This is a genomic window from Desulfuromonas acetexigens (assembly GCF_900111775.1).
Lineage (GTDB): Bacteria > Desulfobacterota > Desulfuromonadia > Desulfuromonadales > Trichloromonadaceae > Trichloromonas > Trichloromonas acetexigens.
In genome coordinates, this window is sequence record NZ_FOJJ01000023.1 from 130,159 (window position 1) to 144,328 (window position 14,170).

At 59.8% G+C, this 14,170-nt stretch carries 14 protein-coding genes; 9 read left to right on the top strand and 5 right to left on the bottom strand.

The features are described from left to right. Positions 1–61: 61 nt before the first annotated feature. The 6 genes from BQ4888_RS09545 (at position 62) to BQ4888_RS09570 (ending at position 6,725) form a co-directional block, all read left to right on the top strand. Positions 62–1,339 carry an O-acetylhomoserine aminocarboxypropyltransferase/cysteine synthase family protein gene (locus tag BQ4888_RS09545; RefSeq protein WP_092056754.1) on the top strand — a complete coding sequence of 426 codons (1,278 nt, stop codon included), beginning with the start codon at positions 62–64 and terminating at the stop codon, positions 1,337–1,339. A 191-nt stretch (positions 1,340–1,530) separates the two neighbouring features. Then, positions 1,531–2,820 (top strand): O-acetylhomoserine aminocarboxypropyltransferase/cysteine synthase family protein, encoded by a 1,290-nt coding sequence (locus BQ4888_RS09550; protein WP_092056756.1) that lies wholly within the window; start codon positions 1,531–1,533, stop codon positions 2,818–2,820. Positions 2,821–2,992: 172 nt separating this feature from the next. Next, the gene (locus BQ4888_RS09555) at positions 2,993–3,934 is read left to right on the top strand and encodes a lysophospholipid acyltransferase family protein (protein ID WP_170232811.1); all 942 of its coding nucleotides are present in this window, start codon (positions 2,993–2,995) and stop codon (positions 3,932–3,934) included. 4 nt (positions 3,935–3,938) lie between these two features. Next, positions 3,939–4,412, top strand: a complete 474-nt coding sequence (locus BQ4888_RS09560) for a tRNA (cytidine(34)-2'-O)-methyltransferase (RefSeq protein ID WP_092056759.1) — start codon at positions 3,939–3,941, stop codon at positions 4,410–4,412. Between the two features lie 25 nt (positions 4,413–4,437). After that, positions 4,438–5,457, top strand: a complete 1,020-nt coding sequence (locus BQ4888_RS09565) for an NAD-dependent epimerase/dehydratase family protein (RefSeq protein WP_092056761.1) — start codon at positions 4,438–4,440, stop codon at positions 5,455–5,457. Continuing rightward, positions 5,454–6,725, top strand: coding sequence for a hypothetical protein (locus BQ4888_RS09570; RefSeq protein ID WP_240746320.1), 1,272 nt, complete (start codon positions 5,454–5,456; stop codon positions 6,723–6,725). The genes BQ4888_RS09565 and BQ4888_RS09570 overlap by 4 nt, the downstream gene beginning before the upstream one ends. Before the next feature lie 37 nt (positions 6,726–6,762). Here BQ4888_RS09570 and BQ4888_RS09575 read toward each other — a convergent pair whose 3' ends face one another. Both BQ4888_RS09575 and BQ4888_RS09580 read right to left on the bottom strand, forming a co-directional pair. Next, positions 6,763–8,883 carry an LTA synthase family protein gene (locus BQ4888_RS09575; protein WP_092056765.1) on the bottom strand — a complete coding sequence of 707 codons (2,121 nt, stop codon included), beginning with the start codon at positions 8,881–8,883 and terminating at the stop codon, positions 6,763–6,765. A gap of 35 nt (positions 8,884–8,918) precedes the next feature. Continuing rightward, positions 8,919–10,166 (bottom strand): hypothetical protein, encoded by a 1,248-nt coding sequence (locus tag BQ4888_RS09580; RefSeq protein WP_092056767.1) that lies wholly within the window; start codon positions 10,164–10,166, stop codon positions 8,919–8,921. A gap of 432 nt (positions 10,167–10,598) precedes the next feature. On the opposite strand from BQ4888_RS09580, the gene BQ4888_RS09585 reads away from it, so the two are divergent. The 3 genes from BQ4888_RS09585 to BQ4888_RS09595 all read left to right on the top strand — a co-directional run bounded on the left by BQ4888_RS09585 (position 10,599) and on the right by BQ4888_RS09595 (position 12,910). After that, positions 10,599–11,030, top strand: coding sequence for a MarR family winged helix-turn-helix transcriptional regulator (locus BQ4888_RS09585; protein ID WP_092056768.1), 432 nt, complete (start codon positions 10,599–10,601; stop codon positions 11,028–11,030). Positions 11,031–11,044: 14 nt separating this feature from the next. Next, the gene (gene lpdA, locus BQ4888_RS09590) at positions 11,045–12,409 is read left to right on the top strand and encodes a dihydrolipoyl dehydrogenase (protein WP_092056770.1); all 1,365 of its coding nucleotides are present in this window, start codon (positions 11,045–11,047) and stop codon (positions 12,407–12,409) included. 144 nt (positions 12,410–12,553) lie between these two features. Further along, entirely contained in the window at positions 12,554–12,910 is a 357-nt protein-coding gene (locus tag BQ4888_RS09595) for a PIN domain-containing protein (RefSeq protein WP_092056772.1), read from the top strand. A gap of 206 nt (positions 12,911–13,116) precedes the next feature. Here BQ4888_RS09595 and BQ4888_RS09600 read toward each other — a convergent pair whose 3' ends face one another. The 3 genes from BQ4888_RS09600 to BQ4888_RS09610 all read right to left on the bottom strand — a co-directional run bounded on the left by BQ4888_RS09600 (position 13,117) and on the right by BQ4888_RS09610 (position 14,161). Continuing rightward, entirely contained in the window at positions 13,117–13,422 is a 306-nt protein-coding gene (locus BQ4888_RS09600; protein ID WP_092056774.1) for a HigA family addiction module antitoxin, read from the bottom strand. Positions 13,423–13,532: 110 nt separating this feature from the next. Beyond that, on the bottom strand, positions 13,533–13,931 hold the full coding sequence (vapC, locus tag BQ4888_RS09605) for a type II toxin-antitoxin system tRNA(fMet)-specific endonuclease VapC (RefSeq protein WP_092056776.1): 399 nt from the start codon (positions 13,929–13,931) through the stop codon (positions 13,533–13,535). After that, on the bottom strand, positions 13,931–14,161 hold the full coding sequence (locus BQ4888_RS09610) for an antitoxin (protein WP_092056778.1): 231 nt from the start codon (positions 14,159–14,161) through the stop codon (positions 13,931–13,933). The genes vapC and BQ4888_RS09610 overlap by 1 nt, the downstream gene beginning before the upstream one ends. Between the last annotated feature and the right edge of the window lie 9 nt (positions 14,162–14,170).

The following is a 14,170-nucleotide window of genomic DNA, read 5'->3' on the forward strand; positions in this document are numbered from 1 at the left end:
CTTTTCATTCAAGCCATTTCTGCTATGATGCCGCTTTCCAATCCGTATCGAGGAGGCCTGCATGAGCAAATCCTGGAAAATCGAAACCCAGGCGGTCCAGGGAACCTATGCGCCGAAAGCGACCGAAGCGCGCATTCCAACGATCTGCCAGAGCACCACCTTCAAATACGACAGCGCCGAGCACGTCGCCAAACTCTTCGACCTCGACCTGCCCGACCCCTTTTACACTCGCCTCGGCAATCCCACCACTGACGCCTTCGAAGGCAAGATTGCTCTGATGGAAGGGGGCGTCGGGGCCCTGGCCACCTCCTCGGGTCAGGCCGCCACGGCCCTGTCAATCATGAATATCTGCCGGGCCGGGCAGCATATCGTCACCGCCGGCACTCTCTACGGCGGTACCTACTCGCTCTTCGCCAACACCCTGCCAAAACTCGGCATCGAAGTGAGCTTCGTCAATCCCGACTCCTCGGCGGAGGAGATCAAAAAACATTTTCGCCCGGAAACCAAGGCCCTGTTCGCCGAAACCATCGGCAATCCCGGTCTGAATGTTCTTGATTTTGAAAAGTTTTCCGCCGTCGCCCGGGCGACGGGGGTACCGCTGCTCATTGACAACACCTTTCCGACACCGTACCTCTGCCGGCCGTTGGATCACGGTGCCGATATCGTCATCCACTCGGCGACCAAATACATCGATGGCCATGCCAGCAGCCTCGGCGGGGTCATCGTCGACGGCGGCAAATTCGACTGGACCTCGGGCAAATTTCCGGAACTGACCGAACCGGACAGCTCCTACCACGGCCTGCGCTACGTGGAGAAATTCGGCCCGTCCGCCTACATCGTCAAGGCCCGAGCCCAATACATGCGCGATCTCGGCGTCACCCCTTCACCTTTCAACTCCTTTCTCTTCCATCAGGGGCTGACCACCTTGCCCCTGCGCATGGAACGTCACAGCGCCAACGCCCTGGCCCTCGCCCATTTCCTGCAAGGGCACCCGAAGGTTTCCTGGGTCAACTATCCGGGGCTGGAGAGTCACCCGAGCTATCCCCTGGCGCAAAGATATATGCCGAAAGGGGCGAGCGGGGTGCTGACCTTCGGCATCAAAGGGGCGCGCGAGGCGGGCATCCGTTTCATGGAAGCGACCAGAATCATCGCCCTGGTGGTGCATGTGGGGGATGCCCGCAGCTGCGTGCTGCATCCGGCCAGCACCACCCACCGGCAACTCTCCGAGGCCCAGCAGATCGCCTCGGGGGTCACGCCCGACCTGATCCGCCTCTCCGTCGGCATCGAGCATATCGACGACCTCATCGCCGATGTTGAACAGGCGCTGAACGCCGGCTGATTCCTATAAACATCTCCATTCCCCAGGCGGGCTCGCAGGAGTCCGCCTTTTTATTTACGACCAATGACGAGACTTTTTTTGGCGATATATTCTTGACATAAAAACTTCGCGTTGATAGAAGATAAAAATAGCAAGTTGACCTTAAAGCTCAACGATGCCTTTCGCCTTTCTACGCCACGAAGGAGACCATCATGAGTGATTTCCACCCCCAGGGGATCGGAACCCGCGCCCTCCACGCCGGGCAGGTTCCCGACCCGGCCACCGGCTCCCGCGCCGTCCCTATCTACCAGACGAGTTCCTACGTCTTCAACTCGACAGAACACGCCGCCAATCTCTTCGCCCTCAAGGAGATGGGGAACATCTATACCCGGCTGATGAACCCCACCACCGACGTGTTGGAAAAACGTCTGGCTGCCCTCGACGGCGGGGTCGGCGCCCTCGCCCTTTCCTCCGGCTCCTCGGCGATCTTTCTGGCAATTCTCAACCTCGCCCGGACCGGTGACAACATTGTGTCGAGCAGTTCCCTCTACGGCGGCACCCACAACCTCTTCCGTCACACCCTTGGGCGCATGGGCATCGCGGTGAAGTTCGTCGACACCTCGCGCTTGGAGAGCATTACCGCCGCTATCGACGGCAACACCAAGGCAGTCTTCACCGAAAGCATCGGCAACCCCAAGAACAATGTCGACGATTTCGCGGCCATCGCCAAGATCGCTCACAAGCACGGGCTACCCTTCATCGTCGACAACACTGTCGCCACGGCCGCCCTCTTCCGCCCCATCGAGCACGGCGCCGACATCGTCTGCTATTCTCTGACCAAATTTATCGGCGGCCACGGCACCAGCGTCGGCGGCGCGGTGATCGACAGCGGCAACTTCGACTGGGCAAGCGGTCGCTTCCCCGAATTCACCAGCCCCGACCCGAGCTATCATGGCCTGATTTATCACCAGGCCCTCGGCCAACTCGCCTACATTCTGAAGATGCGCCTCACCCTGCTGCGCGATCTCGGCCCCTGCCTCTCCCCCTTCAACGCCTTCCAGTTTCTTCAGGGGTTGGAGACGCTCCATGTGCGCATGCCGCGCCACTGCGATAATGCCCTGGCCTTGGCTCACTTCCTCGAAGGCCATCCCGCCGTCGCCTGGGTCAACTATCCCGGACTGGAAAACCATCCGGACCACGCCAACGCCTTACGCTACCTGCCGAAAGGACAAGGCGCCATCATCGGTTTCGGCATCAAAGGCGGGGCTGCCGGCGCTGCGCGCTTCATCGACGGGGTCAAACTGGCCAGCCACCTCGCCAATATCGGCGACGCCAAGACCTTGGTCATTCATCCGGCCTCCACCACCCACCAACAGCTGACACCCGAGGAACAGCGCAGCGCCGGGGTTTCCGAAGATTTCATCCGAGTGTCGGTCGGCATCGAGGATATCGACGACATCCTCGCCGACCTCGATCAGGCCCTGCGTGCCAGTCAAACCTGACATCGCCGACGCAATCGGCCGTGAGTGAATCCCAGGCGGACGGCCTCAACCGTCCGCCTTTATATTGCCCGAGAGGCGGAAAAAATGGTAAACTCCGCGCCCGTATCCGTAATGCCCCCCCCGGCGCCGACTTATTCGGGTCGCGGCCAATCCGACGACCATGAGGCTCTCGATGACTCACTCTTCACGCCCGCCTGCCCCCCACGGCTTTCGTAATCAGCCGAGAGACAAGCGGCAAAGCCGCGGCCGTTATCTTCTCGAATACCTTCTCTTTCTGACTCTGGCCGGGCTGACCCGCGTCCTGCCCCGCGTCACCGCCCTGCGCCTGGGGGGAAAACTGGGGGAGTTGGCGCGATTGACGCAGAAAAAACGCGTCGCAACCGCAACCGACAACCTGCGCCGCGCCTATCCCGAAAAATCGAGCGAGGAGATCAAGGCCGACGTGCGGGCGGTCTTTCGTCATCTCGGGGTGAGCGCCGTCGAGATGCTGCGCCTCGACCTGTTTCGCGGCCAGGCCGACGTGGATCGTTATTTCACCCTGGTCGGCATGGAACACCTGCATCAGGCCCACGCCATGGGCAAGGGGGTCCTGCTCCTGACCGGGCACATCGGCTTCTGGGAAGTGGGGACTTTTTTGATCCCGCAACTGGGCTTTCCCGTCGATTTCGTCGCCAAACGCATGAAAAACCCTTACGTCGACCGCTATTTTGAGCGATTGCGGGAAGCCGCTGGCGGCCGCTGCATAGAGAGTAAAAAAGGCGCCCGGCGGATTCTGCGCGCCCTCAAACAAAAACATATGATCGCCGTCCTTCTCGACCAGCACATCAGCCGGAGCGAGGCGGTCCCCGTCGATTTTTTCGGGCGCAAGGCCTGGACCACCCCAATCATCACCCAACTCGCCATGAAACAGGGTATCCCCATCGTCCCCATCTATTCCTACCGTACCGAGGACTTCCATTACGAAATCATCGCGCAGCCGCCGATTCTCTTCGCCGACGAGCCGGGGGCGGAAACGGTGATCCACAATACCGCTCACCTCACCGCCAATATCGAAGCGGCGGTGCGACGGGCGCCGACCCAGTGGTTCTGGGTTCATCGCCGCTGGCGGGACTGAGGCCGTGACCAGCCAAACAGCCTTTCACCTCGTCCTCATCGAGCCGGAAATCCCCCCCAACACCGGCAACATCGCCCGGCTGTGCGGCGCCACCGGCACCATTCTGCATCTGGTCGGCAAGCTCGGTTTCAGTATCGACGACAAACAACTGAAGCGGGCCGGGCTCGACTACTGGGAAGCCATCGACGTGCGCCGCTGGGACTCACTTTCCCAGTTGCAAGCGGCTTTTCCCGATGGACGCTGGTGGTACACCTCGAAAAAGGCCGCCCGTAGCCATGTCGAGGCCGAGTTTCTTCCCGGCGATTTCCTCGTTTTCGGCAAGGAGACCGAAGGGCTGCCCGCAGACCTTCTCGCCGCCCACCCGGAGCGCTGCCTGCGCATTCCAATCTTCTCCCCCATCGTCCGCAGCCTCAACCTCTCCACCGCCGCCGGCATCGTGCTTTATGAAGCCCTGCGACAAACGGGACGGCTGACCTGAGCGATGAAAAAAAATCCGGCATGGAGTGTTTCAATTGAGCGGAAAACGAATTTTCATTACGGGAATAGCCGGTTTTTTAGGGAGTCATATTGCGGACAGGTGCCTGGCTGAAGGGTACCGGGTTTCAGGATGTGACAACCTGATGGGTGGCTACCTTGACAATGTTCCGAGTGGTGCTGTCTTTCATCAAATCGACTGCAATGATTTTGTGCCACTGGCCACTTTGATGAAAGACGTCGATATTGTCTACCATTGCGCTGCCACAGCCTATGAAGGCCTCTCCGTATTCAGCCCACATCTGGTCACCCGGAACGTTGTCACGGCAACCAGTGGCGTTGTTTCCGCGGCAGCGGCCGGAGGAGTCAAGCGCTTCGTTCTCTGTTCGTCCATGGCCAGGTACGGCACCAATGAGGTTCCGTTTACCGAGGATATGGTGCCGGCTCCTCAGGACCCCTACGGTATCGCCAAATGGAGTGCGGAACGGCTGCTGGCCAATATTGCCGAAACCCACGGCATGGAGTGGGTGGTGGCGGTTCCTCACAATATCATCGGGCCGCGGCAGCGGTACGACGATCCGTATCGCAACGTGGCCGCTATTTTCATCAACCTGATGTTGCAAGGACGCCAGCCCTATATCTACGGGGACGGCAATCAGAGTCGCTGTTTCAGTTATATCTCTGATGTGGTCGACCCGCTGCTGCGGATGGCCTCGGACGACCGCTGTGTCCATGAGATCATCAATATTGGTCCCGACGATGAGTTTGTCACCATCAACGAGCTAGCCGCCACAATCGCCCGGCTGCTCGATTTTGATCTGCAGCCGAACCGGATCGATAGCCGCCCCCAGGAGGTTTTCTTTGCCAACTGCTGCGCCGACAAGGCCCGGCGACTGCTCGATTACCAGCCGAAGGTGAAACTCGAAGAGGGATTGGCTGTTATGATCGCCTGGATCAAATCTCGCGGGCCCCGCCCTTTTTTACACAATGTTGAGTTGGAAATAGACGGGCCGCTCGCGCCGAAAACATGGTCGAAGAAGGTCCTGTGACAGGGCTGCTCCATCACAAAAGGGATGGCGAGGGGCTTGCACACAAGGCTGCCACTCTGTTGGCGGAGGCCACGGCATTGCAGGGAACGCTGCATCTGCCCGGAGTGCGCGATGACTATCGATCTCGACTGGAGCAGGTTGTTTTGTTGGCCACACGGGCGCTGGACAACAATCTGGAAAGCCGCGAGTCCGCGTTACTCCAGTGGGTGTTGGTGCAGGCACACGGGGCCCGGGCCGAGGATGCGCGCTATGGTGCCGGGCAGCTCTCTCGCGGAGCGCAGCGGGCGCCGACATTGGCAGATTGCGAAGAGGGCTGGCAGCGCGTTGAGCAGATCGCTTGCACTGCGGAAGTGGCGGCATTAGCGGCCGCACGTTTTGCCCGGCTCCTTGATACGGCCAAGGCGAGAACGATTGCCCGCAGGGCTGAAGTTGCCGCAAAAGCCGCCAGGAAAATCGTCACGGAGCGGAACTGCGCTTATACGTTCCATGCCGATCCCGGCTTTTCCTTTGGCGAAGGCTGGTACCTGGCTGCTGCGGCACTGCTTGCCGGCGTTCCCATCCAGATCAGACCCGGCGCCGCCCAGGAAGTGCAGGCCAAACGATTCCTTCTCGATGCCGGGCTGGAAGGGTCCCTTCGCCCCTATCGGTCTCGTCCGTCGAGCCCCAAACACCTGACTCATATCATCGCTGAGGCATTTCGCGCCGACCCGCCAGGAGCACAGCGCACCCTTCGCGCAGCGTTTTTGGGAGATGAACCGCCATCGGCTTCCTTAAGATCATGGATCGATGGCCATGGGGGAGGAAATCCAAAACAGAAGGTGCTGCTTTGGATCCGAACGGGTGACCACGATGCCCTGCGCAATACCTGTTTTGAGGAGTTGCGTCAGCTATCCAAGCTGGTATTGACTGCCGGGCTCACTCCCATCTTTTTCGGCGATGCTCTTCCCGCCGACCTTGTGCCGACAAGGGGAGTGGATCTGACCCTGTGCTGGAAAGAGCCGCTCTTCCAGGGGCCGGACATGCGCCGGGCGCAACTGCAACTGTTTGAAGAATTGAAAGACCGTCACGGCCTGGTGGGCCAGATCGGCGTCACCACGGCCGGCATGGACGGTCCGGCGCTGATGGGATTGCCCACCCTTTATCTCACCCAGGAACGCAACGTCCGACTGGGCAAGTGGGTGGGGGCCGTTCCGGGATATCAAGAAGTCGTGCGGGCGCCGGGCTATTTCGAAATCATTCGGGCCACGTTGCAGCAGTGGCGGCAGTGACCCCCCGGGGCAAATTCTTCCCTGAACCGTTCCCGCGTCAGATCTCCACAGACACCCGAAACTCCTCCATCTGCACGACCGCATCCTTCCCCTCCCCCAGGAGGTGAAAGGAGAAGGACCGCCGCTCTTCCGGGTTGTCGAAGGAGAATTCGACCGTCCCTTCCTCCTGCGCGCGCAGAACCGGGAACTCGGGAAGGGGAATGCTGTGGATAGTGTGTTCCCACATCTTCAGAATCAGCTTGAGCTGCACTCCCTCCGGCGGCGCTTGCAGCATCTTCACCCTGATCGTGACATGGACCCTGGAATTCGCTGGGAAATCGAGCCCCTGGGCACCGACCAGGGTATCGGACCACTCGCTGCGGATCTTCTCCGGCAGGGGGCGGATTTCGCCGTCGGCGAAGTTCAGCACCCGCGCCCCCTCCTTGGGCAGCAGCTTGCGGTCGAGGGCGCCGGCGATGAGAAAGACGGGATTTCGGCGCCCCTGCTCGTCGCGGGTGAAGTCGGCCGGAGGGGGCCCGAGCAAGCTGTCGGCCTTTCCGACTCGACAACGGCCGTCGTCGCTGCATTCGTAGCGCAGATTGTCGGCCGTATGCCGGCGGCGCTTGGAGGCGGTGAAAGCGATCATCTCCCGAGGGCTTGTGTAATCGCGGAAGAAACTGCGGCCGACGACCTCCTCCGGCACCGGCAGCCCGAGATAGTCGAGGATCGAGATCTCCGTATCGACCAGCCCGTACCCCCCCGGCTTGAGGCGCGGCAAGGTCTCGCCTTCCGGTGCCAGAACCATCCCCATCCCCCAACTGCTGGTCCAGTCGCCGATTTCCGCGCCGTGGGATTCGTCCGCGGCGATGACCACCAGGGTATCCTCCAGCACCCCGTCCGCGCGCAGATCCTCGATGAACTGGCCCAGGGCCTGATCGAGCTGATCAACGGTGGCGGCGCGGCGGTCGGGATAGTTGGCGACGATCTCATCGGGCACGGCGTAGGGCTGATGGGTGCCGACGGTCAGCAGGGTCAGCATCCAGGGCTTCTCCTTCTTCCGCAGGTCGGCGATATACGCGCGGGCGCCACGAAAGAGGACCGCGTCGATCGCCCCCCATTCGAAGGGATAGGGATTGGGCTCAGTGAACCATTCCGAACCGTGCACCTCATGGAAACCGATCAGGGGCATGAAGCGGTCCTTGCCCATGAAGGCGAGCCCGGCCCCTTGCAGGTAGTGGTTCTCCCAACCCTGGGCGGCGAGCTGGGCGGGCAGGCATTGTTCGGCCCGCCGGGGGTTGCCGAAAAGCTCCACCGCCTTGGCCGTACTCCAGGACTGTTTGCTGAAATCGCCGCAAAGCAGGGCGTAAAGGCCGCGAATGGTCTGGTGGCTGTGAACGGTGAAGTCGGGAATCAGCATCGCCCCGGGGGTGCTTTCCGCCAGGCGGGTCATGGTCACCTTGTCGTAATTCCCCACCCCCATGGCCTGACGGATTTCGGGGTGGTAGAGACCGGGAATCCCCTCCAAGGTGATGATCAACACATTTTTGGCCTTGCCCGTGGGAATCAGGGGCACTCCGTCGAAATCGGCCCGGTCGTACTCCGGGGGGAGACGGAAGTTGGCCAGCTCCTCGGCAGTCAAGGGGGGCGGGGCGAAGAAGGTGTCGATGACAAACCAGTGCAGGGCATTGTGCCGGGGGATGACGGCAAGATCGTCGCGGGCAAGGCTGAGGCGGGTGTGCAGGCCGAGGATGGCGACGCCGACGACGAGCAGGGGCAGGGAATAGCGCAGGCGCGGCCGGGCCAGGGGCAAAAGAGCGACCAGCAGCGCCGTGACCGCCAGCGGCCAGACCAGTCCGGGAGCGGAAAAATTGAAGCCGGAGGCGCTCTTCTGGACGAAATCGGCATTGGTCAGATAATGCAGATCCTGCCAGGTCGGCAGGCGGTTCATCGCCGCCGCCAGTTCATTGGCGCCGATCATGAACGCCGCCCAGAGCAGGGCGAGCAGGATGCGCACCGGCCGGGGCGCCCAAAGGAGCAGGGCGAGCAGGAGCAGACCCACCCCGGCATCGGAGAGCAGCCCGATGTATTCGCCAACCCCACTGAGCGCGAGACGACGAAAAAAGGGGGTCAGGGTGACAACGATCAGGGAAAGATAGGCAAGAACCTTAAAGATGGCCATAAAGACTTATCGACTGGGAAAAGGGATTTTTACCATCAGGGACCGGTGAACAGACTCCGCACCACCTCGGGGAGATCCCCCTTCGGGAAGAGCTTGTTGTTCCTGCCCACTTCATAGATCCCGAACCACTCCTCGGGGTCGCCCGCTTCGTGGCGGAACTCGTCCTCGGGGGTCCAACCGATCTTCCACCACTCGTCCTGAAACTCGAAAAAGACCAGGCCGCAGAAGCGGTCGGCCCCGCGCGCGCTACGGATATCCCGCCAGACCGAACGGAAACCCTCGGCGACCCGCTGCGCCCGATTGCCGCCATAATCGGCCAGCTCCGGCCGGGGCATGATCGGCGAGGTCGAAAATCCCACCTGGGTCACCAGGATCGGCAGGCGAGTGGTCGCCGCGAGTTCCTCCAGATAGCCCTGATAGCTGGTCCCGGTCACCGACCCAGGGGGCGAGGTCTTCACCCCGTTGGCGTAGGTGTAGATATTCATGCAGATGAGATCGCCCATGTCCGGCGCCAGCAGGTGCTCGCGGGGGAGTTCGAGATCGGGGCGGTCGGCGATGGGGCCGATATGCGTCCAACTGGTGTGGGTGTAGAGATGGCGGCGGCCGTAACGGGTCAACTCGTAGTCCATCGCTTGGTCAATGAGACGGGCCAGGGCAACCTCGCTGGCGCTGCGCCCGGTCACGGTCAGGTGTTTGCCCCGGTAGTCGCGCACCTCGGGATGAAGCTTGTTGGTGCGCTCAACCGTCGCCGCCTGCAACTCGTCGCCAATGGAAAAGAGCACCAGGCGCTCGGGCCGACCGACGGCATAGGTGTGGTCGATGACCTGCCGGATGTTGGCGAGGGTCTTCGCCAGGTAGTCCTCATCGAGCAGGTCGGGGGTGAAGGGATCGATCCAGATATCCTGGCCGTAGACCAGATCAGTGGCGTCGAGGGCGGTGAAGAAGTTGGCGGGCATGCGCAGGGGGAAGACGTGCAGGTAATTCACCCCCATCCCCTTGAGCAGGGCCAGATGCTGGGTATAGCGCCCGTCGTTCCCCGGCCCCGCCCCGTGCTGGGGAGTCTCACCCGGCATATAGGGGGAATAGCCCATGCCGCGAAAAAAGACCGCCCGCCCGTCGGCGCGGTCGACGAGCCGCGTCCCCTCGACCACGAAACGGCCGGGCCGAGGAGTATCGGGATGAATCCGGACGGTCTTCCCGGCGGCTTGGGCCATGCCGAGGGCCAGGATAAGGATCAGCGCCAGAAGAAATATCGACCGTTTGACCCGCATGAATTCGCGCATGGAAGATCTCGCCGGGAAAGTGGGGAGTGTGAACGGACGATGAATAGCCGAGGCCCGGGTGGTTGTCAACGGCATTCTTCGGAACGGCGCAGAGTGGATTAGACTGCCGAGCGTAAGCTGCCCGCCCTCGTACTTCCCGCCAGATATTTCCCGGCGAGCGATTTCTGCGGTCTATTGGTGAATCGATCCACCGACAATTAGGAATCGCTTGCGGGATCCGATCCGCAGGCGGCTCTTAATTTTCAAATAAGTTCAGCGCATCCTCCTTGAATGAGGGACTGTTAAATTTTCCGACAAAGCCACCTCCGACCTCGCCCGCTCCCCTTTCGCACGTCACACCAAAAATTTCACGCTGACTTATTCCGTTGACAAAGATAGCCGACAATGTTTTTTATATAGCCGACTATTTGTCGTCCTCTGGGGAGAAGGATCATGACCGATGACCTCTGCTACAAACTGAACTACCTGGGCCGGTTGCTGCTCTCGCAAGTCAATCAACGGATCAGAGTCCACGGCGTCACACAGGGGCAGCTTCCGGTACTCTGCTGTCTGCATGACGAGGAGGGCCAGACCCAGAAGGAGCTCTGCCAAAAAATTCAGGTTGAGCAGCCGACCATGGCCAACACTCTCTACCGCATGGAACGGGACGGCTTGATCTACCGAACCTTAAACGAGGATGACAAGCGCCAGGCGCGGATTTTTCTCAGCGAAAAAACCCGTCCCACCGTCGAAGTCCTGCGAATAAAACGGGATGAAGTGATCGCCGCAATGACCCGGCACATGACCAGGGAAGAACTAGAAACTTTCCACCGCCTGCTCGACAAGGCCATGCAGTCGCTGGAAAATCAAAAATCAGACGAATGAGAGGAGATAACGGAATGAAAAACTTTGATGTCGTGATTATCGGCGGGGGGCCCGGTGGCATGACCGCAGGCATCATGCTGAGCCAGAACGGAAAATCCGTAGCCATCGTGCAAATGGAGCAGGATTCCTTCGGGGGAACCTGCCTGAACCGCGGCTGCATGCCGACCAAATCGATGCTCAAGGCTGCGACGACCTACCGTCACGCCAAACAGGCCGGGATTTATGGCCTGGACCTGGAGGTGAAGCCTGTTGACCTGGCCCGGGTACGCGCCGTCGCCGACCAGGACATCGCCCAGTTGCGTGAGATGGTTCAGGGGATGTTTGCCCAGGCGCCGATCACCGCCTTCAGAGGCCAGGGCGCCTTTACCTCCGACCACGAAATCATGATCACGAAGAGTAACGGGGTTACCGACCTCATCCGGGGTGAAACGATTATTGTCGCGACCGGATCGCAACCCGTTGAGCTTCCGTTTGCCCCTTTCGACGGACGGCATATCCTCTCCAGCGACCACCTCCTGAGAAACACCGAATTACCGGAAACGATGCTGATTGTCGGCGGCGGTGCCGTCGGCTGCGAATTCGCCACCCTGTACCATACCTTCGGCAGCAAAATCATCCTCGTCGAAGCGCTGGCAAGCATTATCCCCCGTGAAGATCGGGAGGCAGGAAAAATGCTGCAAAGCGCCTTTGAAAACCAGGGGCTCACGGTCAAAACGCAGACCCGGATCGAACGTCTGGAAATCAGCCATGACAAGGTTCAGGTTCATTATGCCGGGGATGTGCCCACCGATACCGTCGACAAGGTGCTGGTCGCCATCGGTCGCCGGCCGAACATTGAACATCTCAATCTCCAAGCCGCCGGGGTCGTCACCGAGAAAGGGGCGATCAAGGTCAATCCGTCGCTTCAGACCAATATCCCCCACATCTATGCCCTGGGCGATGTGATCAGCGGAATGTCTCTCGCCCACTCAGCGGAGAAGGAGGGACAGGTGCTGGCGATGAACCTGCTGAACGGAACCGAAAACAGGATGAACGTCGGGACGGTACCGCGTGTCACTTTCTGTCACCCGGAAGTGGCCGCTATCGGCGTCACCGAGGCCGATGACGGAATCAAAACCCTGACCCTGCCCCAGGTTCCCAATGGTCGTGCCCTCGTCGACAAGGTCGCTCCGGCCTTCATGAAGCTCTTTGTCGAAGAGAAAACCGAGAGGATTGCCGGAGCCGTCATCATCGGCGAAGCGGCTACCGAAATGATCCACGAGCTGGCCCTGGCGATGGAAAACAAGCTGACCCTCGGGCAAATCGCCCAAACGGTTCATGTCCACCCCACCCACTCGAAGAACATTCTTCACGCGGTGCAACATGCCTTGCATGGATAAAGCGGAAATTCGTCGACCATAAGCATAAAAACAGACTGCGGTCACCCGCAAGGTGTCGTTCAAGATCTGCTCCCGATCTGACCTCCTCTTTCCCGCTGTGAATTTCCACGAGTTCCGGCTGAATACGCAAAGAATGGTTGAATTATGCTCACCCGCCAGGGAACAATGCGCCTCTGGATCAGCGCCATCACCAAGGCCGAGATCTTGTACGGCATCGGGTTGTTGCCGGCGGGCAAGCGCCGCGATGCCCTGGAACTGGCCGCCCGGCAGATGTTCGAGTTCGATTTTTCCGGCAACTGCCTGGCGTTTGACGACGAAGCGGCCGGCTTCTATGCCACGGAGGTTCTCGGCAGGCGCCAGGCCGGTTTGACGACAACCACCGAAGATGCCCAGATCGCTGCTATCGCCCTGTGCCATCAGCTGCCGCTGGCCACAAGAAATACGCGAGACTTTGCGTTGATCGATGGTTTGTCGGTGACTGATCCCTGGAGGGCGGGATGATGAGATTGGGGAGTGATGTTTACCAGGTCGCGACTTACTGCATTCGGCAGCAACGAACTGTCAAGCGTTGAAAGCCGTAGTGCGCACCTCGGGATTGTTTCAACGATGTCCTATGCTAGTGCAGATAATCGCAACCTGGCGACTCGGTTTGAAAAAGTTGAACGAGGTCTTTTATTTGGTTACCTACCTGGGAATTGAAACTTGGCTCAGGCGGCCTTGTTAAGCGGTTTTATTTCCTGTATTAACGTGTCCCCTATGGCTTCACGTGCCACTTCAAGGTCATACCGCGCCTGCAGGTTGATCCAGAACTGGGCAGTCATCCCGAAATACCGGCCAAGGCGTAGTGCTGTGTTGGCCGAGATGCCGCGCTTTTCTAAGACGATTTCATTGATGCGCCGCGCCGGTACATGAATTTCTTTGGCGAGCCGATATTGGCTGATACCCAACGGAACAAGAAATTCCTCTCTCAAAATTTCGCCGGGATGAATTGGGGGGAAATCTCTTTTGCTCATGACGTACTCCTTAAGGACATGGGCGGGGTCACATCTTGCCCCGACACATTACAAACGGGACCACACACCGAGCCTGATCAGATTGGTTTTATTTCCTAATAGATTGTTCCTTACACCCAATCAACCCAGCTCAATTCCGGAACCTCTTGAAAATGCCTGGCGTTATTGCTGACCAACACGGCATCAAGGCTGCGGGCGTGAGCGGCGATCATCATGTCCATGGCGCCGATCGGAGTGCCGTTTTTTTCCAATGTTGCGCGAATTTCTCCGTAGTGATCCGCAGCGATTTCGTCCCAGGAAAAAAGGGTGAGACGTGAGACAAAATCGTCGATTTCCCGGCGGATAGCCATCCCCTGGGGATGACGGGCCGCGCCATAATAGAGCTCAGCGAGGACAACTGACGAAAGCCCCAGATGCTCTGGTCCGACTTCTTCAAATCGACGTTTCACCGTTTCCGGGCGTCGTTTGAGAATATAGCTGCAGATATTGGTATCGAGCAGATAGAGCATCAGAACAGCTCCCGCTCTTGCAACGGCAGATCGGTGCGCTCGGCAAGAAAGTCTTCCGGCACTTGGGTGGGGCGGTCAAAAAAGGAGTCCCACCCCTGGCGCTTGGGACGTAAAATGACGACATCCCCATGACGCTCGATGAAGACCTCCTTGCAATCAAAGCGGAACTCCGCAGGGAGACGAACGGCTTGGCTGCGACCGTTCATGAAAATTTTAGCGGTATTCGGCATAGTCAAACC

Excerpts from the sequence above, each read along its gene's own strand:
- BQ4888_RS09545 (WP_092056754.1), top strand. The coding sequence starts at position 62 with ATGAGCAAATCCTGGAAAATCGAAACCCAGGCGGTCCAGGGAACCTAT.
- BQ4888_RS09550 (WP_092056756.1), top strand. The coding sequence starts at position 1,531 with ATGAGTGATTTCCACCCCCAGGGGATCGGAACCCGCGCCCTCCACGCC.
- BQ4888_RS09555 (WP_170232811.1), top strand. The coding sequence starts at position 2,993 with ATGACTCACTCTTCACGCCCGCCTGCCCCCCACGGCTTTCGTAATCAG.
- BQ4888_RS09575 (WP_092056765.1), bottom strand. The coding sequence starts at position 8,883 with ATGGCCATCTTTAAGGTTCTTGCCTATCTTTCCCTGATCGTTGTCACC.
- BQ4888_RS09580 (WP_092056767.1), bottom strand. The coding sequence starts at position 10,166 with ATGCGCGAATTCATGCGGGTCAAACGGTCGATATTTCTTCTGGCGCTG.
- BQ4888_RS09585 (WP_092056768.1), top strand. The coding sequence starts at position 10,599 with ATGACCGATGACCTCTGCTACAAACTGAACTACCTGGGCCGGTTGCTG.
- lpdA (WP_092056770.1), top strand. The coding sequence starts at position 11,045 with ATGAAAAACTTTGATGTCGTGATTATCGGCGGGGGGCCCGGTGGCATG.
- BQ4888_RS09595 (WP_092056772.1), top strand. The coding sequence starts at position 12,554 with ATGCTCACCCGCCAGGGAACAATGCGCCTCTGGATCAGCGCCATCACC.
- BQ4888_RS09600 (WP_092056774.1), bottom strand. The coding sequence starts at position 13,422 with ATGAGCAAAAGAGATTTCCCCCCAATTCATCCCGGCGAAATTTTGAGA.
- vapC (WP_092056776.1), bottom strand. The coding sequence starts at position 13,931 with ATGCTCTATCTGCTCGATACCAATATCTGCAGCTATATTCTCAAACGA.
- BQ4888_RS09610 (WP_092056778.1), bottom strand. The coding sequence starts at position 14,161 with ATGCCGAATACCGCTAAAATTTTCATGAACGGTCGCAGCCAAGCCGTT.